29 protein-coding genes and 1 tRNA gene are annotated in these 22064 nt (G+C 69.4%); 15 read left to right on the top strand and 15 right to left on the bottom strand.

Annotation, left to right across the window (positions count from 1 at the left end; all coding sequences use genetic code 11):
* The first annotated feature begins 45 nt into the window (after nucleotides 1–45).
* Entirely contained in the window at nucleotides 46–1806 is a 1761-nt protein-coding gene (locus LPC10_RS17920) for an outer membrane beta-barrel protein (protein WP_231343777.1), read from the top strand.
* Nucleotides 1807–1812: 6 nt separating this feature from the next.
* Here the strand turns inward: LPC10_RS17920 and LPC10_RS17915 are convergent, their stop codons facing one another.
* From LPC10_RS17915 to LPC10_RS17885, 7 genes are all read right to left on the bottom strand, one after another.
* On the bottom strand, nucleotides 1813–2370 hold the full coding sequence (locus LPC10_RS17915; protein ID WP_231343776.1) for an AprI/Inh family metalloprotease inhibitor: 558 nt from the start codon (nucleotides 2368–2370) through the stop codon (nucleotides 1813–1815).
* 232 nt (nucleotides 2371–2602) lie between these two features.
* Nucleotides 2603–3427: a succinate dehydrogenase iron-sulfur subunit gene (locus tag LPC10_RS17910; RefSeq protein WP_231343775.1), complete on the bottom strand. Its 825-nt coding sequence runs from the start codon at nucleotides 3425–3427 to the stop codon at nucleotides 2603–2605.
* A 58-nt stretch (nucleotides 3428–3485) separates the two neighbouring features.
* On the bottom strand, nucleotides 3486–4046 hold the full coding sequence (locus tag LPC10_RS17905) for a hypothetical protein (RefSeq protein WP_231343774.1): 561 nt from the start codon (nucleotides 4044–4046) through the stop codon (nucleotides 3486–3488).
* Between the two features lie 46 nt (nucleotides 4047–4092).
* Nucleotides 4093–5910, bottom strand: coding sequence for a succinate dehydrogenase flavoprotein subunit (gene sdhA / locus LPC10_RS17900; RefSeq protein WP_108943027.1), 1818 nt, complete (start codon nucleotides 5908–5910; stop codon nucleotides 4093–4095).
* Nucleotides 5911–5957: 47 nt separating this feature from the next.
* A complete protein-coding gene (sdhD, locus tag LPC10_RS17895; protein WP_017484506.1) occupies nucleotides 5958–6377 on the bottom strand; it encodes a succinate dehydrogenase, hydrophobic membrane anchor protein in 420 nt (139 codons plus the stop codon).
* 8 nt (nucleotides 6378–6385) lie between these two features.
* Nucleotides 6386–6787: a succinate dehydrogenase, cytochrome b556 subunit gene (gene sdhC, locus LPC10_RS17890; RefSeq protein WP_231343773.1), complete on the bottom strand. Its 402-nt coding sequence runs from the start codon at nucleotides 6785–6787 to the stop codon at nucleotides 6386–6388.
* Between the two features lie 127 nt (nucleotides 6788–6914).
* A complete protein-coding gene (locus LPC10_RS17885) occupies nucleotides 6915–8240 on the bottom strand; it encodes an SLC13 family permease (RefSeq protein ID WP_231343772.1) in 1326 nt (441 codons plus the stop codon).
* 176 nt (nucleotides 8241–8416) lie between these two features.
* Here LPC10_RS17885 and LPC10_RS17880 point away from each other — a divergent pair, with 176 nt between their 5' ends.
* Nucleotides 8417–9307, top strand: a complete 891-nt coding sequence (locus tag LPC10_RS17880) for a LysR substrate-binding domain-containing protein (protein WP_231347085.1) — start codon at nucleotides 8417–8419, stop codon at nucleotides 9305–9307.
* 5 nt (nucleotides 9308–9312) lie between these two features.
* On the opposite strand, the gene LPC10_RS17875 is transcribed toward LPC10_RS17880, so the two are convergent.
* Nucleotides 9313–10647 carry an Nramp family divalent metal transporter gene (locus LPC10_RS17875; protein ID WP_231343771.1) on the bottom strand — a complete coding sequence of 445 codons (1335 nt, stop codon included), beginning with the start codon at nucleotides 10645–10647 and terminating at the stop codon, nucleotides 9313–9315.
* Nucleotides 10648–11025: 378 nt separating this feature from the next.
* Between LPC10_RS17875 and mntR the strand changes: the two genes are divergently transcribed.
* The 3 genes from mntR (at nucleotide 11026) to LPC10_RS17860 (ending at nucleotide 12141) form a co-directional block, all read left to right on the top strand.
* Entirely contained in the window at nucleotides 11026–11490 is a 465-nt protein-coding gene (mntR, locus tag LPC10_RS17870) for a manganese-binding transcriptional regulator MntR (RefSeq protein WP_231343770.1), read from the top strand.
* Nucleotides 11491–11533: 43 nt separating this feature from the next.
* Nucleotides 11534–11842, top strand: coding sequence for a hypothetical protein (locus tag LPC10_RS17865; protein ID WP_231343769.1), 309 nt, complete (start codon nucleotides 11534–11536; stop codon nucleotides 11840–11842).
* A gap of 95 nt (nucleotides 11843–11937) precedes the next feature.
* Nucleotides 11938–12141 (top strand): hypothetical protein, encoded by a 204-nt coding sequence (locus LPC10_RS17860; protein ID WP_231343768.1) that lies wholly within the window; start codon nucleotides 11938–11940, stop codon nucleotides 12139–12141.
* A 45-nt stretch (nucleotides 12142–12186) separates the two neighbouring features.
* Here LPC10_RS17860 and LPC10_RS17855 read toward each other — a convergent pair whose 3' ends face one another.
* Nucleotides 12187–12399: a hypothetical protein gene (locus tag LPC10_RS17855; RefSeq protein WP_231347084.1), complete on the bottom strand. Its 213-nt coding sequence runs from the start codon at nucleotides 12397–12399 to the stop codon at nucleotides 12187–12189.
* 246 nt (nucleotides 12400–12645) lie between these two features.
* Here LPC10_RS17855 and LPC10_RS17850 point away from each other — a divergent pair, with 246 nt between their 5' ends.
* Together LPC10_RS17850 and LPC10_RS17845 are read left to right on the top strand one after the other, a co-directional pair.
* Complete coding sequence (locus LPC10_RS17850; RefSeq protein ID WP_231343767.1) at nucleotides 12646–12837, top strand: hypothetical protein; 192 nt, start codon at nucleotides 12646–12648, stop codon at nucleotides 12835–12837.
* Nucleotides 12838–13194: 357 nt separating this feature from the next.
* Nucleotides 13195–13270 (top strand) — tRNA-Ile (locus tag LPC10_RS17845).
* 227 nt (nucleotides 13271–13497) lie between these two features.
* On the opposite strand, the gene LPC10_RS17840 is transcribed toward LPC10_RS17845, so the two are convergent.
* Nucleotides 13498–13647, bottom strand: coding sequence for a hypothetical protein (locus LPC10_RS17840; RefSeq protein WP_231343766.1), 150 nt, complete (start codon nucleotides 13645–13647; stop codon nucleotides 13498–13500).
* A 131-nt stretch (nucleotides 13648–13778) separates the two neighbouring features.
* Between LPC10_RS17840 and LPC10_RS17835 the strand changes: the two genes are divergently transcribed.
* The 4 genes from LPC10_RS17835 to LPC10_RS17820 all read left to right on the top strand — a co-directional run bounded on the left by LPC10_RS17835 (nucleotide 13779) and on the right by LPC10_RS17820 (nucleotide 15875).
* Entirely contained in the window at nucleotides 13779–14354 is a 576-nt protein-coding gene (locus LPC10_RS17835) for a hypothetical protein (RefSeq protein ID WP_231343765.1), read from the top strand.
* 193 nt (nucleotides 14355–14547) lie between these two features.
* Complete coding sequence (locus LPC10_RS17830; RefSeq protein ID WP_231343764.1) at nucleotides 14548–14886, top strand: hypothetical protein; 339 nt, start codon at nucleotides 14548–14550, stop codon at nucleotides 14884–14886.
* Between the two features lie 67 nt (nucleotides 14887–14953).
* The gene (locus LPC10_RS17825; protein ID WP_231343763.1) at nucleotides 14954–15472 is read left to right on the top strand and encodes a hypothetical protein; all 519 of its coding nucleotides are present in this window, start codon (nucleotides 14954–14956) and stop codon (nucleotides 15470–15472) included.
* A 49-nt stretch (nucleotides 15473–15521) separates the two neighbouring features.
* Nucleotides 15522–15875 carry a hypothetical protein gene (locus LPC10_RS17820; protein WP_231343762.1) on the top strand — a complete coding sequence of 118 codons (354 nt, stop codon included), beginning with the start codon at nucleotides 15522–15524 and terminating at the stop codon, nucleotides 15873–15875.
* A gap of 24 nt (nucleotides 15876–15899) precedes the next feature.
* Here the strand turns inward: LPC10_RS17820 and LPC10_RS17815 are convergent, their stop codons facing one another.
* From LPC10_RS17815 to LPC10_RS17795, 5 genes are all read right to left on the bottom strand, one after another.
* Nucleotides 15900–16199: a hypothetical protein gene (locus LPC10_RS17815; protein WP_231343761.1), complete on the bottom strand. Its 300-nt coding sequence runs from the start codon at nucleotides 16197–16199 to the stop codon at nucleotides 15900–15902.
* Nucleotides 16196–16402, bottom strand: a complete 207-nt coding sequence (locus LPC10_RS17810) for a hypothetical protein (RefSeq protein ID WP_231343760.1) — start codon at nucleotides 16400–16402, stop codon at nucleotides 16196–16198. The genes LPC10_RS17815 and LPC10_RS17810 overlap by 4 nt, the downstream gene beginning before the upstream one ends.
* On the bottom strand, nucleotides 16399–16881 hold the full coding sequence (locus LPC10_RS17805) for an HAD domain-containing protein (RefSeq protein ID WP_231343759.1): 483 nt from the start codon (nucleotides 16879–16881) through the stop codon (nucleotides 16399–16401). The genes LPC10_RS17810 and LPC10_RS17805 overlap by 4 nt, the downstream gene beginning before the upstream one ends.
* A gap of 368 nt (nucleotides 16882–17249) precedes the next feature.
* On the bottom strand, nucleotides 17250–17561 hold the full coding sequence (locus LPC10_RS17800) for a hypothetical protein (RefSeq protein WP_231343758.1): 312 nt from the start codon (nucleotides 17559–17561) through the stop codon (nucleotides 17250–17252).
* 217 nt (nucleotides 17562–17778) lie between these two features.
* A complete protein-coding gene (locus LPC10_RS17795; protein WP_231343757.1) occupies nucleotides 17779–18360 on the bottom strand; it encodes a hypothetical protein in 582 nt (193 codons plus the stop codon).
* A 369-nt stretch (nucleotides 18361–18729) separates the two neighbouring features.
* On the opposite strand from LPC10_RS17795, the gene LPC10_RS17790 reads away from it, so the two are divergent.
* Genes LPC10_RS17790 through LPC10_RS17775 form a run of 4 tightly spaced genes read left to right on the top strand, consistent with a single transcriptional unit; the run spans nucleotide 18730 to nucleotide 22064 of the window.
* Nucleotides 18730–20376 (top strand): AAA family ATPase, encoded by a 1647-nt coding sequence (locus LPC10_RS17790; protein WP_231343756.1) that lies wholly within the window; start codon nucleotides 18730–18732, stop codon nucleotides 20374–20376.
* Between the two features lie 10 nt (nucleotides 20377–20386).
* Nucleotides 20387–20614, top strand: coding sequence for a hypothetical protein (locus tag LPC10_RS17785; protein WP_141949891.1), 228 nt, complete (start codon nucleotides 20387–20389; stop codon nucleotides 20612–20614).
* Entirely contained in the window at nucleotides 20611–21234 is a 624-nt protein-coding gene (locus LPC10_RS17780) for a hypothetical protein (RefSeq protein ID WP_231343755.1), read from the top strand. Before LPC10_RS17785 ends, LPC10_RS17780 begins: the two co-directional genes overlap by 4 nt.
* Nucleotides 21234–22064, top strand: a complete 831-nt coding sequence (locus LPC10_RS17775) for a metallophosphoesterase (protein ID WP_231343754.1) — start codon at nucleotides 21234–21236, stop codon at nucleotides 22062–22064. Before LPC10_RS17780 ends, LPC10_RS17775 begins: the two co-directional genes overlap by 1 nt.

Genomic DNA, 22064 nt, shown 5'->3' with positions numbered 1-22064 from the left:
CGCCGTTCCACCGGCCGCCGGCCGCCTCGAGGGAAGACAGCGCCGGTGTCACGCGAGCGGCCGATCGAGGGAAAGCGACAGCGCCGCCGCCGCGCGGGCCAGCTCGCCCTCGCGCTGCTCCCGGCCCTGCTCTCAGCGCCCGCCCTTGCGCAGGAGACGCCCGACCCGTCGCCGTCCGAGAGCGCCGCTCCGGGCACGCGCACCGCCTCCGAGCCGGCCACCGCCGGCCGCCCGCGCCGCTCCGTCTTCGACGCGCCGACGGCGCTGCGCGGCGCCAACGCCTTCTCCGCCCCCGCCCCGCTCGGCAGCAGCCCGGCCACGAGTCCGGCCCCCGCCGCATCCGCTGAGGAGGCGCCGACGGTGGCGCGCCTGCCGCGCTTCCGCGCCGCGCCGAGCCTGCCCGGCTCCGCCACGGCGCAGGGCACACCGGCCCGGCCCTCGCTGCTGCGCCTGCGCGCGGCCCCCCCGCGCCGGATCGGCTCGGCGACCCGCCGGATCACGCAAGTCCGCACGCAGCAGACGATCACCGACCTGCGCCTCACCCCCGTCATCCAGACGCCCGTCTCCGGCGTGCCGCTGCCGACGCCGATCCTCGGGCTCGGCCTGCCCAACGCCACCGGGCTGCTGCTCGGCACGGCGCTCCGCCGGCCGATTCCGCCCGACACCGCCTACGCGCCGCTGGGCATCCGCTTCGGCACCTTCACCCTGCTGCCGGCCTTCACCCAGAGCATCGGCTACGATACGAACCCGGACCAGATCGGCTCGACCCGCCCGCGCTCCTCCCTGGCGCTGCGCAGCGAGGCGGAACTGGCGCTGCGCAGCGAGTGGTCGGCCTCCGAGCTCACCGCCGAGATGCGCGGCAGCTACCTCGAATATCCGCAGAATCCCGAGGCGAGCCGCCCCAACGCCGTCGGCGTTGCGCGGATGCGCATCGACGTCGACCGCGACACCCGCATCGACCTCGAGACCCGCTTCCTGCTCGACAGCCAGCGCCTCGGCAGCCCCGATCTCGGCGCCGGCAGGGCGACGACCCGGCCGCTGTTTGCCACCTACGGCGCGACCGCGGGCGTGCAGGAGAGCTTCAACCGACTGCAACTCTCGCTGCGCGGCTCGATCGACCGCTCGGTCTTCGAGGATGCGCAGCTCGGCAACGGCACCACGATCATCCAGAGCGACCGCGACGCCAACCAGTACGGCTTGCGCCTGCGCGCCGGATACGAGATCTCGCCGGCGATCACGCCCTTCGTCGAGACCTTCCTCGACACCCGGGTCTACGACACGCCGGTGGACCAGTTCGGCCTGCGCCGCGATTCCGACGGCATCGCCTTCACCGCCGGCGCGGCGGTGGCGCTCAACAGCACGCTGACGGCGGAGATCTCGGGCGGCCTGCAGCACCGCTCCTACGTCGACCGCACGCTTCAGGACATCAACGCCCCGGTCATCAACGCGGCGCTGGTCTGGTCGATCTCGCCGCTCACCACGGTGCGGTTCAACCAGCAGACCGGCGTGATCGAGACCGCGGTGCCGGGCTCCAGCGGCGCCTTCACCGACGCCGCCACGCTCGAAGTGCAGCACGACCTCCTGCGCAACCTCTCGATCACGCTGGGCGGCGCCTACCTGTCCACCAATTACGACGGCGTGCGCATCCGCGAGCGCGGCTATTCCGCCACCGCCCGCTTCGATTACCGCTTCAACCGCTGGCTCGCGTTACGCGGCAGCTACATCTACTCGACGCTGAACAGCACCATCCCGCTCTCGACCTACGACGCGCATACGGTGCTGCTCGGGGTGCGGGTGAACCCCTAGGCCGCCTCAGCGGGCCAGCGAGAGCGGCGCACCGGATTTCGAGAGGGCGCCGTCGAGGCTGCCGCCAGCCTGCCGCAGCCGCGCGGCGACGGTGCCGCCCGGCTGGTAGAGATAGACCTCGCCGTCGCGAAAATCCCAGGCCGAGACCTTGGCGAGATCCTTGTTGCCGCAGCCCGCAGTGGTGGCCTTGTAGAGGTCGAGCGAGGGGGTGCTCGACAGCGAGACCTTGCAGCTTCCCGCCGCGTCGGTGGCGTTCCACGAGCCGACCACCGAGGAACGGCCGGTCGCCACCACCGGCCGCGGGGCGGGCGGCGGCTCGATCACCGGGGACGGGGCGGCAGCGACACTCGGGGGCGGCGGCTCGCCCGGCGCGGCGGCGGCGCCCGGCGGGGGCGCCAGCGGCTCGCTCGTCACCGTGCCGGCGGGCAGAGCGGGCGTGGCGGGTTCCAGCGCCGCCTGCGGCCGCGGCCGCTCGCGGGGGCCCTCGAAGCGGTTCGAGGCGCAGGCGCCCACACTCGCGGCCAGCGCGAGACAGGCAGCTTTCGACAGGAACCCACGCGTCATCAAAGACCCCTCACCCCAAACACGCTACGGTCGCGCTTGGCTCGCGGGCAAATGCGCTTGCGGCAAGGCAAGCTGCATCGTGAGCCTGGGAAAAGCCGCGCTCGGGCCGGTTTTCGCGGCGGTGTGGCGGCCCTGCCTCACCCGCAGGGCCGGGCACTTCGATGGGGCTGACACGAGAAGAGCCGCGCCCGGATCGAGGCGCGGCTCTTGCCGACGGCATGCTTGCGAAAAATTAGACCTCGCGCTCGACCATCATCTTCTTGATCTCGGCGATGGCCTTGGCCGGGTTGAGGTTCTTCGGGCAGGTATTGGCGCAGTTCATGATGGTGTGGCAGCGGTAGAGCCGGAACGGGTCGTGCAGCCCGTCGAGGCGCTCGCCGGTGTTCTCGTCGCGCGAGTCGATCAGCCAGCGATAGGCCTGCAGCAGGGCCGCCGGACCCAGGAACTTGTCGCCGTTCCACCAGTAGCTCGGGCAGCTCGTGGTGCAGCAGGCGCAGAGAATGCACTCGTAGAGGCCGTCGAGCCGGGCGCGGTCCTCCGGAGTCTGCTTCCACTCCTTTTCCGGCGCGGGCGTCTCGGTCTGGAGCCAGGGCTCGATCGCCGCATGCTGCGCGTAGAAGTTGGTCAGATCCGGCACGAGGTCCTTGAGCACCGGCATGTGCGGCAGCGGGTAGATCCGCACCGCTCCGTCCTTGTCCTTGCGGGTGAGGAACGGCAGCGCGTTGTCGGGGGTCTTGCACTCGTCGATGCCCATGGTGCAGGCGAGCGCGTTCTGGCCCTCGATGTTCATGGCGCAGGAGCCGCAGATGCCCTCGCGGCAGGAGCGGCGGAAGACCAGCGTCGGATCGACCTTGTTCTTGATCCAGAGCAGTGCGTCGAGGACCATCGGTCCGCAATCGTCACGGTCGACATGGTAGGTGTCGATGCGCGGGTTCTTCCCGTCGTCGGGGTTCCAGCGATAGATCCGGAAGACCTGGATGGACTTGGCGCCGCTCGGCGCCGGCCAGGACTTGCCTTCCGTGACCTGGGAATTCTTGGGCAGATTGAACTGAGCCATGTCTTGTGCCTTCGAGGTGCGGCGGCCGCGAGGCGCGCTCCGAGCTTGAGAGAAAATCCTATTGCCGGTCGAGCCAGCCGGTGATGAACCGCTCGGCCTCTTCCTTCGGCGGCCGCTTCGCGGCCGGGCCGGACAGGCGGAACTTCACGAATTGGCCGCGCAGGCCGGTGAGGCAGAGCAGGCTCTCGGTGGGGCCGAGGGCCGGATGGTCGATGGTGAAGGTACGGCAGGTGAGCCGGGCACTCGCCTCCCCTGGCAGGCGCACCGGGCCGCGATCCTTGCTGTCGCGATAGATGCCCTGCGCCACCGCCGCCTTGACGTCGTCGGCCGCCTGCGCGAGCTGCCCGGCGACCGCGGGCGAGGGTGCTCCGTCGGGAATGTTCGCCACACCGGCGTCGTAGACGTAGATGTCCGCCTTCCAGCGGCCATTGGTGTAGACGACGGAATAGCCAAGCCCCGGCGCGCGAGCCTCGTAATCCGTGCGTGGCCCGCGGGTGAAGCCAGCGACCTCCGCGGGGAAGTCGAAACCCGGACCTCGCGCCGCCGCCGGCTGGACCGCCAGGAGCGCTGCCGTGGCGCACAGGGCGGCGCGGGCGATCGGGCGAAGATCCGGGATCATCGCCCGCCGAGCCCTCCGTTCCACTGTGTGGCCACCGGACGCCGCATCAGTACACCCGCGCCTTCGGCTCGATGTACTGGATGTCGTTCGACATCGTGTAGGTGTGGACCGGGCGGTAATCAATCTCGACGCCGTGCTTGGACTGGTCGAGCCACGCGAGCGTGTGCTTCATCCACTCTTTGTCGTCGCGGTCGGGGAAGTCCTCGCGAGCATGCGCGCCGCGGCTTTCCTTGCGGTTGACCGCCGATTCCATGGTCACGACCGCCTGACCGATCAGGTTGTCGAACTCCAGGGTCTCCAGCAGGTCGGTGTTCCAGACCAACGAGCGGTCGGTGACCCCGATATCGGAGACGCCGCGCCAGACCTCGTGGATCAGGCCCTTGCCCTCCTCCAACACCTCGCCGGTGCGGAAGACGGCGCAGTTGTTCTGCATCGTCCGCTGCATCCGGTCGCGCAATTGCGCGGTCGGGGTGCCGCCGTCGGCGTAGCGGAAACGGTCGAGGCGCGAGAGCGCCTTGTCGGCCGAGTCCTTCGGCAATTCCGGCTGGCGGGCGTTCGGCTCGACGATGTCGGCGCAGCGCAGGCCCGCAGCGCGGCCGAACACCACGAGGTCGATCAGCGAGTTCGAGCCGAGACGGTTGGCGCCATGCACCGAGACGCAAGCGGCCTCGCCGAGCGCCATCAGGCCCGGCACGACGGTGTCGGGATCGCCGTTCTTCAGCGTCAGCACCTCGCCGTGGAAGTTCGTCGGGATGCCGCCCATGTTGTAGTGGACGGTCGGCAGGACCGGGATCGGCTCCTTGGTCACGTCCACGCCCGCGAAGATCTTCGCGCTCTCCGAGATGCCCGGCAGGCGCTCGTGCAGGATCTTCGGGTCGAGATGGTCGAGGTGCAGGAAGATGTGGTCCTTGTCCTTGCCGACGCCGCGGCCGTCGCGGATCTCCATGGTCATCGAGCGCGAGACCACGTCGCGCGAGGCGAGGTCCTTGGCCGACGGCGCGTAGCGCTCCATGAAGCGCTCGCCTTCCGAGTTCGTCAGGTAGCCGCCTTCGCCCCGCGCCCCTTCGGTGATGAGGCAGCCGGCGCCGTAGATACCGGTGGGGTGGAACTGCACGAACTCCATGTCCTGCAGCGGAAGGCCGGCGCGCAGCACCATGGCGTTGCCGTCACCGGTGCAGGTATGGGCCGAGGTCGCCGAGAAGTAGGCGCGGCCGTAGCCGCCGGTGGCCAGAATCGTCTGCTGGGCGCGGAAGCGGTGGATCTCACCGGTCGCCTGATCGATCGCCATCACGCCGCGGCAGCGGCCGTCCTCGTCCATGATCAGGTCGAGAGCGAAGTACTCGATGAAGAACTGGGTCTTGTTCTTCACCGCCTGCCCGTAGAGCGTGTGGAGCATGGCGTGGCCGGTGCGGTCGGCCGCGGCGCAGGTGCGCTGGGCGGTGCCCTTGCCGTAATCGGTGGTCATGCCGCCGAACGGCCGCTGGTAGATCTTGCCCTCGTCCGTCCGGGAGAAGGGCACGCCCCAGTGCTCCAGCTCGTACACCGCGGCCGGCGCATTGCGCACGAGGTACTCGATCGCGTCCTGGTCACCGAGCCAGTCCGACCCCTTCACGGTGTCGTACATGTGCCAGCGCCAATCGTCCGGGCCCATATTGCCGAGAGAGGCCGAGATGCCGCCCTGCGCCGCCACGGTGTGCGAGCGGGTCGGGAACACCTTGGTGATGCAGGCGGTGCGCAGGCCGGCTTGGCTACAGCCGACCGTGGCGCGCAGACCGGCGCCGCCGGCGCCGACGATCACCACGTCGAAGGTGTGATCGATGATGGCGTAGGCGGGGGCGCCGCCATTCGTTCCGTTAGAAGCCATGCCGTTGGAAGCCATGAGCGATGAATCCTCGGTTTCCGTGCCGGCGATCAGGCGAGGCCGCCCAGGCTCACGCGGATGATCGCGTAGAGGCAGGCGGCGGCCACCGCGACCGCGTAGAAGGTGTTGGCGATGAGCGCCGCGAACTTGAGGCCGTGGCTGTGCACGTAGTCCTCGATCACCGTCTGCATGCCCAGACGCATGTGGATCGTCACCGACACCACGGCGAGGATCAGGATGATCGAAACGAGCGGGTGCGACACCAGCGCGACCGCCTGCGGATAGGTCCGCCCGGCCATTAGCGCGATGATGACGACGAAGGCGAGCATCAGGAGCGCGTTCGAGGCGCCGGTCAGGCGCTGCAGCCAGAAATGGCCGGCGCCGTGGCCCGAGGCGCCCAGCCCCTTCACTCGGGCGCGGGGCGTGCGCATCGAGAGCGCGGTGTTCTGGCGGTTGTCGACCTGGGACATGGGGAGCCTCAGCGAACGAGCAGGGCGATCGCCCAGATCACGACGGTCAGGATGACGGAGCCGATCAGGGTGGCGCGGGCGAGCCCTAGGCGGCGGTCACGATCGAAGCCGTAGCCGGCATCCCAGATGAAGTGGCGGAGGCCGCCGAGCATGTGGTGCAGCAGCACCCAGGTGTAGGCGAACAGGATGGCGCGCCCGACCCACGAGCCAAAGAACCAGGCTACCGTGTCGTAGGCGCGCGGACCGGAGGCGAGCGCCACCAGCCACACCGCGACGAGGAGGGTGCCGCCGTAGAGCGCCGTGCCGGTGACGCGGTGGAACACCGACATCGCCATGGTCCAGGTCCAGCGGTAGATCTGGAGATGGGGCGAGAGCGGCTGGGCGACCGTAGGTCTGACGGTAGGGTTCATCGCGGCTCACGATCCTCGCGTCGAAGACTGGATAAATTCCAGGGAAGGGTTAGGGCGACCGGCTCCGGCCGGCAATGCCGCTGCTGCGGTGCAGCATTCGTCAAGCTGACGATCGCGCGGATCTGTCTCACGCCAGTCTCCCCGTCAGCCTGAACCAGAAATAGGCGAGTGGGGTCGCGATCAGCAGCGAGGCAATGCCCGTGGCGAGGGTGAGTTTGGTCGCGTCGGCCAGAGACAAGCGGCCGAGATCCATGGTCATGATGATGGGCGGCGCCTGATAGGGCAGGAACAGCGTCGAGTAGCCGACCACCTGCACCATCAGCACGCTCATCAGGTCGAAGCCGCTGGTGCGCGAAAACTCCTCCGCCAGTGCCGTGTAGAGGGCCGGCGCGCCGTTGGCGGTGGCGGTGAACAGGAAGCCGATCGACAGACCCGTGAGCGTCGCGAAGTTCTTGGCGGGCGCCCCCGGTTCCAGCGGGGCGACCGAGAGGAGCACGTGGCCCAGACGCGCGCCGAGCCCGGTCTCGTTGACCACCGCCGTCAGCCCGAAGAGGGCCGCGACGTAGAAGCAGGTCCGCAGCGGAATCTCACCGAAGCTCGCCGACGTCAGGACGCCGATGCCCGGAAGCAGGCAGATCACCGCCGCGGCGAGCCCGATCCAGGCCGGCGGGATGCCGTGCCAGCCGTCGCTGAGCCAGAGCGCCAGCATCACTGCCAGGATCACCGAGAGGCGCCGCTCCGCACCCGACAGCGGAGGCAGCGGCGGCAGTTCGGGCCGCCTTCCGTCGAGGCGATCGGGGAAGATCAGGATCGTGCAGGCGACCAGCAGCACACCCTTCACGAAGCCGAGAACCGGCGCGTGCAGAAACAGATAGGGCAGATAGTTGAGATGGATGTTGAACAGGGTCTCGGCGGTGCCGGCCATGACGAGGTTCGGCACGTTGGCGGGCAGGATCGCCGCTGAGAGCATCGGCGTCGCCACGCCGAAGGCGAGCAGCGCCCCCGTCCGGCCCGGACGCCCGGCCTCCAGCCCGAAGGCATCGCATAGCGCGATCACCACCGGCACCATCACCGCAATGCGCCCGAGATTGGACGGCATCACGAAGGCGAGCGCGAAGGAGAAGGCGACGATCCCGGTGACGAAGCCGGGATAGGAGGCGGGCAGCCGCGCCGCCAGCCCTCGCGCGAGCCGGTTGCCCAGCCCCGTGCGGTTCATGGCGAGCCCGACCACCATGCCGCCCGTCACCAGCCAGAAGGCGGAAGAGGCAAAGCCCGAAAACACCGTCTGCGCCGGGGCGAGCTTGAGCAGCATCGCCAGCGCGAAGAACATCAGCGCCGTGACGATCTCGGCCACCAGGCCGGTCGCCCACAACCCCATGCACAGCACGAGCAGGCCGCCGGCCGCGACGACCGTGCCGTGTGCTCCGAGAATGCTGGCCGCTGCGGCGCTCATGGGCGCGGTTCAACTGCGAATTGGAACCGTTCGCAATTCGGCTTTCGTGGTGGGTGCCTTCGTCATCGGCGAAGGCTACTGCCAGCCTCACGCTGTTGTGATAGGAGGTCCGGCAATCACTGCCTCCAGCCGACGCGAAAGCCGGGATCGGTGATGCGGCCGAAAATCAATCTATGATGCGCTTCGATCTCGTCGATCTGAACCTGTTCCGGCACGTGGTGGAGGCGGGCTCGATCACCCACGGCGCGGAGCGGGCGAACCTCGCGCTGGCTGCGGCCTCCGCGCGGGTCAAGGCGATGGAGGACTCGCTCGGCGCCGCGCTGCTGCTGCGCGGGCGCCAGGGGGTGACGCCGACGCCCGCCGGCCGCGCCCTGTTGGCCCATGCCCGCGAGATTTTGGGTCAGATCGAGCGGTTGCAGAGCGATCTCTCGGTGTTCGCCGGCGGCGCCGTCGGCCAGGTCCGGGTCCTGTCGAACACCAACGCACTCACCGAATTCCTGCCCGAGGCGCTCTCCGCCTATCTCGCGCTCCATACGGGGGTCAGCGTCGATATCGAGGAGCGCACCTCCGACGAGATCGTCGGGATGGTGGCCGATGGGGCGGCTGATCTCGGCATCGTCGCCGGCACCGTCGATACCGGCACGCTCCAGACCTTCCCCTTTCGCCACGACCGCTTCGTCGTGGTGGTCGCGGCCGGCCACGCGCTGGCCCGCCGCACCAGCCTCGGCTTCGCGGAGGTGCTGGAACACGACTTCGTCGGCCTCGACCGGCCGAGCGCCCTGACGCGCTTCCTCGCCGGCAAGGCCTCCCGCATCGGCCGGCCGATGCGGCTGCGGGTGCAGTTGCGCAGCTTCGACGCGGTCTGCCGCCTCGTCGAATGCGGCGTCGGCCTCGGCATCGTGCCGGAGACCACGGCGCGGCGGGCGTGGCGCACGATGGGGATCGCCCTCGTTCCGCTCGAAGACTCCTGGGCGGCGCGCGACCTCAAGCTCTGCCTGCGCGACCTCGCGGCCCTGCCGCCCTTCGCGCAGGACTTCGTGGCGCATCTGCGCGCCGCCGAGGCGTGACGCCGTCAGGTGCCGGCGAAGGTATCGATCAACAGCTTCACGTTCAGCACCACGATGATGCCGGCGATCACCCAGGACAGACCCTTCAGCCAGCCCGGAATCACGAACGAGCCCATCAGCCGCCGGTCGGAGACGAAATGCACCAGCGGGATTACCGCGAAGGGCAACTGCATCGAGAGCACGACCTGGCTCAGCACGAGCAGCCGGGCGGTGCCCTGCTCGCCGTAGAGCGCGGTGACGACCACCACGGGGACGATGGCGATGCCCCGCGTTACCAGCCGCCGTGCCCAATTCGGCAGGCGCAGCCGTAGGAAGCCTTCCATGACGATCTGGCCGGCGAGCGTCGCCGTCACCGTCGAGTTGAGGCCCGAGGCCAGCAGCGCCACGGCGAACAGGGTGGAGGCGATGCCGACGCCGAGCAGCGGCGAGAGCAACTCGTAGGCCTGCTCGATCTCCTCGACCTCGGTGCGTCCGCTCGCATGGAACACGGACGCGGCCATGATCAGGATCGCGGCGTTGACGAAGAGAGCGAGCATCAGCGCCACGGTCGAGTCGGTGACGGCGAAGCGCAGGGCCTCGCGCCGGCCCTCCTCCGTCCGGGGATAGGCCCGCGTCTGCACGATCGAGGAGTGGAGGTAGAGGTTGTGCGGCATCACGGTGGCGCCGATGATGCCGATGGCGATGTAGAGCGCGGCCGGGTTGGTCACGATCTCTTTCGACGGCACGAAGCCGCCGAGCACGGCCTGGACCGGCGGCGCGGCCATGACGATCTGGATGCCGAAGCAGACGAAGATGATCGTCAGAAGGCCGATGACGAAAGCCTCCAGCGCCCGGAAACCCCGGCGCAGGAGCAGCAGCACCACGAACACGTCGAGCGCGGTGATGATCGCGCCCAGCGTCAGCGGGATGCCGAGCAGCAGCTTGAGGGCGATCGCCGTGCCGATCACTTCGGCGAGGTCGCAGGCGATGATCGCCGCCTCGCAGATCAGCCATAATGCGATGGAGACGGGCCGCGAGGTCCGCTCGCGGCAGGCCTGGGCGAGGTCGAGGCCGGTGGCGATGCCGAGCCGCGCGGCCAGCGCCTGCAGCACGATCGCCATCAGGTTCGAGAGCAGGATGACGGAGAGCAGCGTGTAGCCGAACTGGGCGCCGCCGGCGATGTCGGTGGCCCAGTTGCCGGGATCCATGTAGCCGACCGAGACCATGTAGCCCGGCCCGAGGAAGGCGAAGAGCCGCCACAGCCAGGAACCGCCCACCCGCACCGGCACGCTGCCGTTGAGCGCGCCGAGGCTCGGCTCCGCTGAGGCCTGTCCGGGCGGTGCCGGCCGAACCTGATCCATCACCGCTTCCATTCGAAATCGAGGTGCTCGGTTGCCCTGCCCTGCTCCGATGGGAGGGCGGACACCGGTACGGGAGAGGCGGCCACCCCATCCACGCTGATGAGATGGCCATATAGCTTCAGCTATAAAGCTGTGCCGATGCTGTGATCAAGAGCCGCCGAGACCGGGTTCCCGGCCCCGGTGTGCATCGGTTAAACAGGTCGGCGCGAACGACCGATGACACCCGGCGGATCGGCTGACCGTGCCGGAGCAGACCCGTGGGCCCACGTGTTTCGTGAGCGACGTTGATCATGCGAGGCGCGGGCCGATCGGGCCGTGCCCGGGAACGGAGGGGCCCGCCGCCTCATGCAGGACGCAGCGCGAGAGATGGGGCGAGAGATGGGGCAGAAGCCGGCACCGGAATCGCACCGTGCGGCGGAAGCGCCGCTGGTCGATGCGGAGGTCCATGTCGAGAGCTTCCGTCAGGCCCGTGAGGCGCGCCGTCTCGAACTGGTGGAGGATTACGTCGAGCTGATCGCCGACCTGATCGGCGATGGCGGCGAGGCCCGGCAGGTCGATATCGCCGCCCGCCTCGGTGTGGCCCAGCCGACGGTCGCCAAGATGCTCAAACGCCTCGCCGAGGACGGTCTCGTGCAGCAGCGGCCTTATCGCGGCGTGTTTCTCACCGCGGCGGGGCAGGCTCTGGCCGAGCAGTCGCGGGAACGCCATCGCATCGTCGAGCGCTTCCTGCGCGCCGTGGGCGTCAGCGCCGAGACGGCGCGGCGCGACGCGGAAGGCATCGAACACCATGTCAGCGCCGAGACGCTGGAGGCGTTCCGCCGCTTCGCCGACGCGAATTCGTGATCTCCAATCCTGACCGTAGGCGCGTTCCGAGGACCCGACACCGATGGATCAGACCCAGCAACTCGCCGCCCTCGCCGCGGTCAGCGCGCGGCACGATGTGGCGGTGACGAACCTCGCCGAGGGGCTCGCCGAGCTCGGCGCCAAGCAGGTGGCCCACCAGATGGCGGTGGGCTTCCTGGCGAGTGTCCTGCGCTCGATCGATTCCGACCATTACGACGAACGCCTCGAAGGCTACCTCGCCATGCTGCGCGACGTGCTGTTCCGCGACGATCCGGACGCGGTGCTCGCCAAGACCGTTCTAGAGACGATCGAGCGTTCCTTACGTCCCTCGCAGGATGAAAGCGAGGCCTGAGGGCCGCCCGACCTCGGCGCGGCTGCAAGCAAATGTGAGCCGCGCCGTGAAAGCCGCCCCTTGGTCGGGGCTGGCGGGCGTGGCACGATGTGCGGGTGGCTGAGCGGACCGACCATCCCTACTCCATCGATGTGCGACCGTGCTGGCGGCGTCCGGGCCGCTTCGTCTGCTCCATCCTCGAGAAGGGCGCGCCGCGGCGCTACGGCTCGCAGAACTACGCGACCTTCGACGAGGCTCGCCGCGCCGCTCAGGCGCGGCTGCGCCAGCTCGTCTTCGAGTGGCAGCTCGTCGGTTCCTGAAGCCCTCTGATCCGAGGCTAAGCCGGACTGCCCTGTGCCGCCGGATCAGATCTGTTCGGCGTCGGCGGTCTGGGCGTATTGAACCAGGGCGGCCATCTGCGCCGGTGCGCGGAACACCCGTCCGTCATTGGTCTCCACGTAGACGTCCGATGCGCCCATGCTCGCGAAGGTCATGGCTCGCTCGGCCGCCCTCGCTCCGAGTGCGTGCGGCTCCGTCGAGGGGCCGGAAGGCGCGGTCCAATGAACGGTATAGCGCATGGTGTCTTCCTGTTCGGGATGTCCGAGCGTCAGGGCGGCCGGACGCATGGATCGACGCGGCGGAGCCGATGCCGGAAGGCCGCTCAGCAACCTTCCTTGCGCGTGATGCCCCTTCCGTCGATGGGACTTGCGCCCGGCTTCGGAGCGATCACATCTGCATCATAATGCCGAACATGCGGCGCCTTCAAGCTTCGACCAGCGTTCTACCGGCTTGGAGCATTTTTGCTCGGCGAATGGGAGGCCGACATGAGGAAGCCGGAGAAGGCTGGTACGGAGGCCGGCAAGACGCACGAGGGTGGCGCGCTCGGCAATATCGACGAGCAGACCGGGCATCCCGGTAAGGGGACGCCAGGGGCGACGGTCAAGTCCGAGGACAATCCCGATCCTTCAAGGGATCCCAAGCCGGAAAGGCCAGAGGACCGGAAGCCGAAACGCTGATCGCCCGGCCCCCGTCTCCATCGACTTCACTCTGGCCGCCGCGACGATCCGGCGGCTCGCCGCAGGCTGCCCATTGTCCGAGGCACGCTCGACGGCTTGCACGGATCCTTGCCGGTCCCCGCGGCTGACCGCAGCGGCCCATGCCCATGGCCGATCCCATGGCCGATCCCATGGCCGATCCGGCATCAACGGGGCTTGCCGCATGGCACCACCCCGGCTACTCAAAAGCGGCGTTTGCCTCGCCGTTTCTGACGCCCCACTCATCTTCACAGATCGAGGGTTTCTGTGGGGATTGCTGTAGGGCAATCTGTTGCAGGCGCCAGAAAGCGAGTCTAAGTATCTGACCGGAAACGGTTAGGGCCTGTAGCTCAATGGTTAGAGCCGACCGCTCATAACGGTCTGGTTGCAGGTTCGAGTCCTGCCGGGCCCACCACCGTTTCCCCTCTGTAGACCTCGAAAATCCGGCTGGTCGGGACGCCCGTTCCGGGGCTACCGGAACCGATACCGGAACCGCAAACGCGTTTTTACCCCGCTCGGAGGCCTCCGGCGGGGTGGTCGGCGACGCGGGATCCGGGGCTCGCGGCCCCGTCCGTGACGGTCACGATCCGACGGTCTCACCCGCCGTTGACATCTCCAAGCATCGGCTGACCCGGGCGAGCCTCAGGCCGTCCACCACAGCGCGGCCGCCACCGCCGCGACGCTCGCCCCGATCGCGGCGAGCCTGCCCCACGCCCAGCGCTCAAGCACCGGGACGGCCCGGCTCCGTGCCCGCTCTTCGCGGTCGCGCGCGTCCTGTGCCCTCCAGCCCATGTCCGCCTCCCACATTCCCAAAGATTTCGTGCACGAGGCCCTTGCAAATACCGCAGAATGCGGTATATGCCCTTCATCGGCAGCGAGCCGAGGCCTCCCGGGGAGATCCGGGCCGATGATGGAGAACGACGATGACCAAGGCCAAAGAACCGATTTACCGCTCCCACGCGATCAAGAACTTCGGGATCAGCGAAGCGACCGCGGACCGCATTATTGCTCTGGGCGAGCGCGTGGGCCTGGAAATCTACGCCGAGCCGGGCGCCGGCGGCGGGCTTGGGCTCCTTAACCTCGGCTCGATGGCCTACATCGTCGAGCCGGCGCCGGGCGGCCGGTGGCGCCTGACTGCACCGTATCGGTCAGAGCTCACCTATCGTACTCCGACGGGCGCCCTCCGGACGGCGCTTAAGGGCGACCGTTTGCTGCGTCGCCCCAGGCCGTACGACGAGATGCAGGCCCTCCGCGCCGAGATCCACCGTCGCAGGCAAACGATGCCCGACGCCGCGTTTGCCGACCTCGAAGTGGCGCTCGGCAAGCGCTTCAAGCCGGGGACGATAATACATCCCAACGGGACGGTCGTGCACCGCATCGAGGACCCGTCCGGGGATCGATATGACGCCACGGAGAGGGATTGCGGCTTCGCCGAGCACCGGTTCGCAGCACGGTTCCTGCGCCTCCACCCAGCCGGCGAGACGATGCCGGCGCCGTGACTATCCCCCACGAGTAGCGCTCCCGATCCTCGCGGTCCCGCGCGTCCTGCGCCCTCCACCCCATGCCGGCCTCCACATTTCCTAAGATTTCGTGCACGAGGCCCTTGTTTATACCGCAGAATGCGGTATACTCACTTCATCGGCAGCGAGCCGAGGCCTCCCGGGGCGATCCGGGCCGACGATGGAGCACACGATGTCCCACAACCTCAACATCACCGCCGCCACCCTCGCCAACAACGGCACGATCGAGCGCGCCCTCAACGACGTCCTGACTCAGGACGAGCTCGACACCGCGATCGCGCAGATCGCCTCCCTCAGCTACCCCGCCGAGACCGCTGTGGCCGACTTCGGCACGGACGCGATCGCGGTGCTCGGCGACGGCACCGTGCTCTGCTGGGGCGAAGAGACCCAGATCCTCAGCCGCACCTACCGCGCGATCGTGGTCTACCTCTCCGCTGAAGAGACCGTCGGCATCCTGAGCGCCCAAGTTCAGTTTGAGATCTGGGAGGACTCCCAGGTCAACGAGGACTGATCCAAGCCAACGCCCGGGGGGACCGCTCCCCGGGCAACCCGGCTTTCGCATCCCACGGAGACCCACGATGCCCTGGATGGTCCGACTGCGCGCCCACGACGGGGGCGAAATCTTGGAGCGGGCGAGCTTCGGCTCGTCCGCCGCCGCCATGGATGCGTACCGCCTGCTGCTCGCGAGGGAGGACCTGCTCGGCGAGCCGCTGGCAGCCGTGTTCAAGCCGCCCGCCGGCGTAGCGGGGGGCGGCACGAATGTCTCGTCCTTCTTCTCGCGGTTCGATTGCGAGGTCGGCGAGGGGCGGATCGCCCATGACGACCCGCGCCTCGACCCGTTCGCCGATAGCGGCACGGCGAGGCACGTCGCCACGAGCCTGCCCCCTCAGCAGAGCCACCCCATCGACTGGGAGGCCGACGACCGCCCGTTCTCCGACGTCCTAAAGGCGTGGGCCCGCAGGCGCGGTGGCCGGGATGCTGCTGCCGAGGCGCTGCGCGTGTCTCGCAAGACCCTAGACGGCTGGTGCGACGGCCGCGGCGCGGCGCAGGAGGGCATGGCCCGGCGCCTGATGACCTTGATCGACCGGGGCGCATAAGCACCCGTCCAGGCTTGCCCCCGCGGTCGGCCGGCGCGAGGATGCGGGCATGCCCAAGGACGACGACAGCTATCCGACGCACGGCTGGGGCGCGCTCGCCGCGGATCCCTGGACGCCGATCGGCGCGGACGGCCCCGAATACCGGGAGATCCTCCGCCGGACATGGCTGCGGCAGGGCGGGACGGACGAGGTCTTCGAGGAGCTCATGCCGGCGAAGGCGGCTCCGGACGGGACGACCTACCCGCCCGAGGCTGCCCGCGTACTCGAAGGCATTCCCCCGCCGCGGCGGCGGCCGGCAGGTCACGTCGAGGACGCCCCGGATCCGGAATGGCTCGCCCTCCCGCCGGAGGAGCGGGCCGCCGCGCTGGAGATGGCGGCCGCCTCCGACGTTCAGGAATCCTGAATCGCGCGCGAAAAAATTTGGCGGTCAGGACCCCAGGTTCGTGACCCAGCCGCGCTCGCTGCCTTCGATCGGGGGGGCATCGGTGACGCCTTCGCCGAGGAAGGTCCGAGAGGCCGCCGCGTTGGCCAGCATCATGCCTTCCCAGCCGACGCACGGAGTAAGGGGCATGCCCCAGAGCCGATGCCGCTCCCTCGCCCAGCGGGCGTCCTCCTCCGCGCGCCGGCGCTCCTCGGCCTCGATGGAGACCTGGATGCGCCGGGCGCGCTCGACCTCTCGGGTCCGGGTGGCCTGCCGGCGGTGGCGGTGGGCGTGTGCCTTCCTCATTTCGATGCCTCCTCCTCCTCGCCGTCGGCCTGCCACGCGCGGAGCTCGCGTTCGGCGTGGGCCCGCACCTCCGCACACGTCCGCCCGGCGCCGAGGCACTCCTCCAGGGCGGTGGTCTCCCCAGCGGCGACGCGGGCCTGCGCGGCGGTGACGGCCGCGTGCGTGGCGACGGCCACCATCGTTTCGGTCCAGTGCCGGGTCATGCCGCCAACCTCGCAACGGTCTCGGCGTCGTCGTTGAGGATCGCGACGAGCAGCTCGGCCTTCGAGCGGGTCAGGCCATCGAAGCCACTCGTCTGCACGAACCGAGCACGCTGACCGGGGAGCAGGTCGCTATCGTCATCAACGATCGCCCAGCTCGTAACCTCGGGGTGGCGCGACAGCCACTCGGCGATCTCGTCGCCGCGCGGGCCACCCCACATCCTCTTGGTGCGCCAGTCCCGGTGGAAGCGGGCCCTTACGCCGCGCTCGCGCAGCATCGCCCGGCAACCTTCTGGTCCACGATGGGGGCCGATCCGCCAGGCTGACGACACCACCACGGTCGCGCCGGTCCTGTCGAGGACCTCGTTCAGGTATCCGACGCACGCGGCCTCGACGCGCCAGACGATGTCCCTACCGCGCCAAGCCGGCGTGCGATCAGCGTTGAGCACGCCGTCGACATCGAGGAACAGGATGCGGCTCACGCCCGCCTCCTCGCCCCGGCCTCGGCCGCCCGACGCTGCTGCCGGTTGGCCCCGATGAAGGGATGCCTCGTCGCGGGCGTGCGCTTGCTCATGGGCTAGCCGGCCTCGTAGTCGGGGTAGGCTTCATCGCCTCCTCCTCGCCCGCGGCGGTCAGGCGGATCCGGTGTGGGCCGTGCCCCGTGGCCAGCCCGAGCGAGACGAGACGCAGCCATGTCTCGGCGTTGCCAAGGATGGGCTTGCCGACTGCAGAGCCGCATCCCCCGCTGGAGACTATCCAACCACCCGGGCCGATAGCTCCCTCGCACCCGTACGCGTACAGGCAGCGGATCGCCTCGCGCTGCTCGAAGCTTATGTCCATCATCCCCTCCTCAGCCCCAAGCGCTCATGCCGGCGGGGCTGCCCGCCGGCTTCGGCTTCCTCTCGACGACCGGGGCGCCCCCTCCGAACAGGGCGGCCTCGATGCCGGCGCGGTCGGCCTCCGGCGTGAGGGCGAGCCTCTCCGCGACGCGGGCGTGGAGTTCCAGCGTGTGCGTCCGCTCGACCGTCAGGCGATCCACGTCGAGAACGAGGAAGGCCGCCTCCTGCTGGGTGGTCCCCGGGTAGCTGTCGCGGACCGCCGCCACCGCGGCGCGGAAGGCCGACTGCTGGGGGACCGGCATGGTGTAGAAGGCCCGGCTCACGCGCGCCCCCCGTCGATCAGCCCATGGGACGTCAGGACGGTGTAGACCGCCCCGGCGAGCTGGACGTCGTCGAGGCCGTCGGCGCGCCCCTTCGCGAGGACCTGGCGAATGAGCTCCCATGGGCTTGGGCCCGCCGGCGCGGGCGGGGCCCACATCGGGGAGCGGGGGAACCTGGCGTGGAGGCGGGCCCGGAGCGCCTCGGGGATCGGGGCGCGGGTCATACGGCACCCCGCCCGTAGTCGGCGACCTTCACGCCGCGGGGCGCCCGCAAGTTACCACCCGCCGAGAGACGCGACGGATAGAGGTCGGGATCGTTCTCGGCCGGCTCGTCCTCGGGCTCCTCCCGAGCCTTGCGGGGGAAGAAGACCTGCACATCTCCGACCTTGATCGAGCTTAGAAGATCGGAATTGAGGGCAAAGCCGTCGTCCTCGACCATCCTCGTTGCGCCGGAGAACAACCCGTTGGCCGAGCTGGCAAGGCAGGCGAGGATATCGGCGTCATCGCCGTACATCGTGATGTCGCCGGCCGTCCCGTTCCAGGCGACGAGGCAGGTCGCGCAAGGCGTATCGGCTTCGTAGTCCCTGATCGTGAAGGTCCGGATGGTCTCGGCAGGAGCGCTGTCGTCGCCGATCCTGGTATCGATCTGGAGTACCTCGCCCGGGTTCAGGAAGACCTGCCCCTGGCGGAGGGCGAGGTCCGTCACCTGCTGCAGGCGCTCGGGCGTTACGAGCACCCGCGCCCAGAAATGGACCTTGGGGATGTGCACCCCCGTCACAACGAAATCCGGTTTCTTGGCCATGTCGATCCCCGTCCCGTGATCCCAGGATCGCAGCCTGCCATGGCCCGCCGATTCGCACTGGACGCTGACAACCAAAAACGGCAGCCGACTGATTCGTCAGAGGGGCTCCCTTAGGAGAGAGGGCCTCCCGACCCCGTAGGTGCGCCAACTTGTCGCGGTGCGGGATGTCGGGATTCGAGCGGTCGCGGTAGGGATTTGAAAGGGATGTCCACAGGCCGGCGTTGTGCCCGCGGCCAGCCCGTGGCTTAGTCGGGACTCCACGCCGGGAGATACCCGTGACCGCTCGCATATCGAAACGGAAACTGACCGCCGCCTGAGCCCACCGCTCAGGGCCCGCCCGCGCGTCCTCCGTTCTGCGAGCCTCCCCAGATGTCCACGAAGAAGTCCGACCGCCAGAAGGCGGCAAACGCGGTCGCGCGCGCGCGACGCGATAGCACTCACGTAACCGGTCCCCGGGCGCCGAGCGCCCCCCTTCCACGCAACGAAATGCTCGCGGGCGGCGAGTTCGTCGGCTGGGATGCGCGCGTCGATGCTGCAATTCGCCTCGGCTGGCTCCCCGCTGCTGAGCTCCCCTCCCGCTGCCGGCGCGCAGTCCAGGCCGCGACCAGTGACCCGAACGCGCGGACGCTTCGCCGCGTCCGCACGGTACTGTTCGAGCTCAGCACGTCCGAAGCTGCCGAATTCGGGATCGCCCAGGCCTCGGCACGATGCCACGAAGCGCTGGCCTTTAACCTCGCCGCGCTTGGTTGTCCTCAGGCGTCGGCAGAGATCTCGGCGGCTGCCATTCAGCATGCAAGCTTTCTAATAAATCTTGAATACTACGGAGAGGCGTATCTCTGCATGCGATCGGCAATTGTCTGGTCGAGCGACGCCTGCCAAGACAAGACGAACGAGCCGTACAATCCGGAACCGAATTACGCGCGGATGAGCAGGTGCGAGCTCAACGCTGAGCGCTGGCGCGCATTCAGCTACGCGCTGCGGGACGCCGAGGCGCAGCTCCAGGCCGCCGACGACGTCCTCCGCGGCGGCGCCGGCATGATGGCTCCGCCGGTTCAGGACGGCGACCTCGCGCTCGATTTCGGCGACGAGCCCGGGACCCCCGCGCCTGCGGAGGCAGCCCCGAAGGTACCGGCCCCAAGGACGCTCGTCGTCGTCTCGTCGCTCGGGCACCTCGCGAAGCCGACGACGTACGCCCAGGAACGGAGGGACTCGCCCCGCGCCGAGTTCGAGAAGATCGCCGGCAAGGCGCTGCCGCTGCTCCCGGCGCCGGACCCGCAGCGGTTCGTCGAGGAAGGCTCGGCCGCCGCGCCGTGGCTGCGACCGGTGTTCGAGACGCTCGCTCAAGACCTGGTGGGCGCGCCTTATGCGTGGCTCCGGCCGACCGTCCTCGTCAGCCCGCCCGGCACCGGCAAGACGGCGACTGTCCGGGCGGTGTCCCGCCTGCTCGGGCTACCGCTGCGCCTGTATTCGGCGGCCGGCGCGTCGGATGGCTCGTTCGGCGGGACGAGCCGGCAATGGGGAACCGGGCGCGCGTCGGTCCCCCTTCAGGCGATCCTTCAAGAGGAAGTCGGCAGCGTCTGCATCGGGATCGACGAGATCGAGAAGTCGTCCGCCGATCGCCGCAACGGCTCGCTCGGCGACGTCCTGCTGCCCTTCCTTGAGCGCGAGAACGCTAGATCCCGGTTCGACCTCTACATCGAGACGGGCGTCAACCTGAGCGCGGTCACGTACCTTGCGACGGCCAACAGCCTCTCCGGGATCCCGGGGGCCCTGCTGGATCGCATGCGGATCCTGGAAGTCCCGTCGCCGGGGCCGGAGCACCTGCCCGTAGTCGCGGCCAACCTGATCGCGGAGATCCGCGCCGATCGCGGCCTCGACGCGGCATGGCTGCCCGACCTCGACGGCGAGGAGATCGAGCTCGTCGGGCGGCACTGGCGAGGGGGCTCGCTCCGTCCCCTGCGCCGCCTGGTCGAGACCGTGCTGGCCGGCCGCGACCGGCTCGCGCCGCGTCACTGAGGAGGCCGACGTGACGCAGTTCGACGACCTCGCCAGCATCGCGGCTCAGCTGCAGCGCTCGTGGGAGAGCGGGCGGATCTGCGCCCTGATCGGACGCGGCTGCCATGCCCGTGTCCTCCGGATCGCCCGCCTCGTCGACCAGGGCAGGCTCTCCCACGACGACGCCCTCAAGGCCGCCCGCGAGACGGAAGCGGTCGCCCTCTGCCTCGCCCCCCTCCCGCATGGAGACGTCCCGTGATTAGAGATGAGTTCACCGTCATCGCCGGGCGCGCCCTCCGGCTCCACCAGGGCGTCGAAAGCCTGGACGTGGGCGCCGTACGCCCGTCGCCGGTCGGCCCGATCGTCGAGTGGAAGGCCCCGCTGCTGTCGCCCGACCGGCAGCGACGCCCGCTCCCCGGCGGTGGGCACGTGCTCGGCGCGCCGGCTGGCCCCGACATCCTCGGCGTGCTCGTCCGGTACACGGCGTGCCGGTGGCGTCAGGGCCCCCCGCACGCGCCGTCGACGTGGGCCGAGGACCTCGCCTTCCGGCATCCGGCGATCTTCCCGTTCCCGCCTTCCTCCCACGCCGGCTGGTCGTGGCTGTGGCAAGCCGGGGCCGAGATGATCGAGGAGTACGGGATCCCCAAGGGGTTCAAGACAGTCGACACCAAGGAGAAGTTTGGCAGTCTACGCTGGCACACGGAAGCTAATGGCGATGATCGCCATGCAGACAACGTCATCAGTTGTATTGACCACCTGTCAAGCTTTGTCTGCGAATACTGTGGCGCGCCTGGACTTCTGCGGAAGGGAAGCTGGGTGAAGTGCGCGTGCGACGCCCACGCCCAGGGGAAGAAGCCGTTTCGCGAGGGGGAGGCCTGATGCGTGTCTGGATCGTCTCCGACCTGCACGTCGACGCATGCCCCTGGGAGCCGCCGCCCGGCGAGCGTGTCGACCTCGCGATCGTCGCCGGCGACGTCGCCGACGGCCTGACGAAGAGGGCGATCCCGTGGCTCGCGCAGCACGTCCGGCCGCGGGCGCGGCACGTCGTCTACGTGCCCGGAAACCACGACCTGTACGGCTGCCGGATCCCTGACGAGCTCACCAGGGCGAGGGACGCCGCAATTGCAGCGGACGTGACGCTGCTCGATGCCGGGCAGTCCCGGATCGTTGAGGGAGTGCGTGTCGTGGGGGCGACGCTCTGGACGGACTATTCCGTTGGAGAGCCGCGCTGGTCGCGCGTGTGGGGGATGCGCGACGCCGGCGACCGGCATGTCGGGATGCGCGATCACCGCCGGATCCAGACGAGGGATCGGCTCGGCAGCCCGGCCCCGTTCCGGCCACCGGCCGCGCTCGCTCTGCACGTCGAGCACCGGTCCCGGATCGAGCGCGTGCTCGCCGAGCCGCACCCGGGCCCGACGGTTGTCGTGACGCACCACGCGCCGCACCCCCTGAGCCTGCCCGCGGGCGAGGTCACGGGGCCCGGCGACGCAGCGTACGCCTCCGACCTGTCGGCGATCCTCGAAGGCCCGCACGCGCCAGATCTGTGGATCCACGGCCACGTCCACGCGAGCCGCGATTACCAGGTCGGCCGGACAAGGACCGTGGCCAACCCGAGAGGCCACGACGCCTCACACCGGCGCCGGGACGGGACCTGGGTCGACGAACGCGAAAATCCGAATTTCGACCCCGCCTTCATTCTGGAGATCTGA

The sequence above is a fragment of the Methylorubrum sp. B1-46 genome (assembly GCF_021117295.1).
In the GTDB taxonomy this organism is placed as follows: Bacteria; Pseudomonadota; Alphaproteobacteria; order Rhizobiales; family Beijerinckiaceae; genus Methylobacterium.
The sequence above is the reverse complement of the archived record's forward strand: the minus strand, read 5'-3'. Positions and strand labels throughout refer to the sequence as shown.

Bases quoted from the DNA above. Each gene is read 5' to 3' on its own strand.
- LPC10_RS17825 (WP_231343763.1), top strand. From the start codon at position 14,954: ATGCCCTGGATGGTCCGACTGCGCGCCCACGACGGGGGCGAAATCTTG.
- sdhD (WP_017484506.1), bottom strand. From the start codon at position 6,377: ATGTCCCAGGTCGACAACCGCCAGAACACCGCGCTCTCGATGCGCACG.
- sdhC (WP_231343773.1), bottom strand. From the start codon at position 6,787: ATGAACCCTACCGTCAGACCTACGGTCGCCCAGCCGCTCTCGCCCCAT.
- LPC10_RS17795 (WP_231343757.1), bottom strand. From the start codon at position 18,360: ATGGCCAAGAAACCGGATTTCGTTGTGACGGGGGTGCACATCCCCAAG.
- LPC10_RS17840 (WP_231343766.1), bottom strand. From the start codon at position 13,647: ATGGGCTGGAGGGCACAGGACGCGCGCGACCGCGAAGAGCGGGCACGG.
- LPC10_RS17830 (WP_231343764.1), top strand. From the start codon at position 14,548: ATGTCCCACAACCTCAACATCACCGCCGCCACCCTCGCCAACAACGGC.
- LPC10_RS17835 (WP_231343765.1), top strand. From the start codon at position 13,779: ATGACCAAGGCCAAAGAACCGATTTACCGCTCCCACGCGATCAAGAAC.
- LPC10_RS17775 (WP_231343754.1), top strand. From the start codon at position 21,234: ATGCGTGTCTGGATCGTCTCCGACCTGCACGTCGACGCATGCCCCTGG.
- LPC10_RS17815 (WP_231343761.1), bottom strand. From the start codon at position 16,199: ATGAGGAAGGCACACGCCCACCGCCACCGCCGGCAGGCCACCCGGACC.
- LPC10_RS17865 (WP_231343769.1), top strand. From the start codon at position 11,534: ATGGATCAGACCCAGCAACTCGCCGCCCTCGCCGCGGTCAGCGCGCGG.
- LPC10_RS17855 (WP_231347084.1), bottom strand. From the start codon at position 12,399: ATGCGCTATACCGTTCATTGGACCGCGCCTTCCGGCCCCTCGACGGAG.
- LPC10_RS17880 (WP_231347085.1), top strand. From the start codon at position 8,417: ATGCGCTTCGATCTCGTCGATCTGAACCTGTTCCGGCACGTGGTGGAG.
- LPC10_RS17905 (WP_231343774.1), bottom strand. From the start codon at position 4,046: ATGATCCCGGATCTTCGCCCGATCGCCCGCGCCGCCCTGTGCGCCACG.
- LPC10_RS17910 (WP_231343775.1), bottom strand. From the start codon at position 3,427: ATGGCTCAGTTCAATCTGCCCAAGAATTCCCAGGTCACGGAAGGCAAG.
- LPC10_RS17915 (WP_231343776.1), bottom strand. From the start codon at position 2,370: ATGACGCGTGGGTTCCTGTCGAAAGCTGCCTGTCTCGCGCTGGCCGCG.
- LPC10_RS17885 (WP_231343772.1), bottom strand. From the start codon at position 8,240: ATGAGCGCCGCAGCGGCCAGCATTCTCGGAGCACACGGCACGGTCGTC.
- sdhA (WP_108943027.1), bottom strand. From the start codon at position 5,910: ATGGCTTCTAACGGAACGAATGGCGGCGCCCCCGCCTACGCCATCATC.
- LPC10_RS17790 (WP_231343756.1), top strand. From the start codon at position 18,730: ATGTCCACGAAGAAGTCCGACCGCCAGAAGGCGGCAAACGCGGTCGCG.
- LPC10_RS17875 (WP_231343771.1), bottom strand. From the start codon at position 10,647: ATGGATCAGGTTCGGCCGGCACCGCCCGGACAGGCCTCAGCGGAGCCG.
- mntR (WP_231343770.1), top strand. From the start codon at position 11,026: ATGGGGCAGAAGCCGGCACCGGAATCGCACCGTGCGGCGGAAGCGCCG.
- LPC10_RS17820 (WP_231343762.1), top strand. From the start codon at position 15,522: ATGCCCAAGGACGACGACAGCTATCCGACGCACGGCTGGGGCGCGCTC.
- LPC10_RS17810 (WP_231343760.1), bottom strand. From the start codon at position 16,402: ATGACCCGGCACTGGACCGAAACGATGGTGGCCGTCGCCACGCACGCG.
- LPC10_RS17850 (WP_231343767.1), top strand. From the start codon at position 12,646: ATGAGGAAGCCGGAGAAGGCTGGTACGGAGGCCGGCAAGACGCACGAG.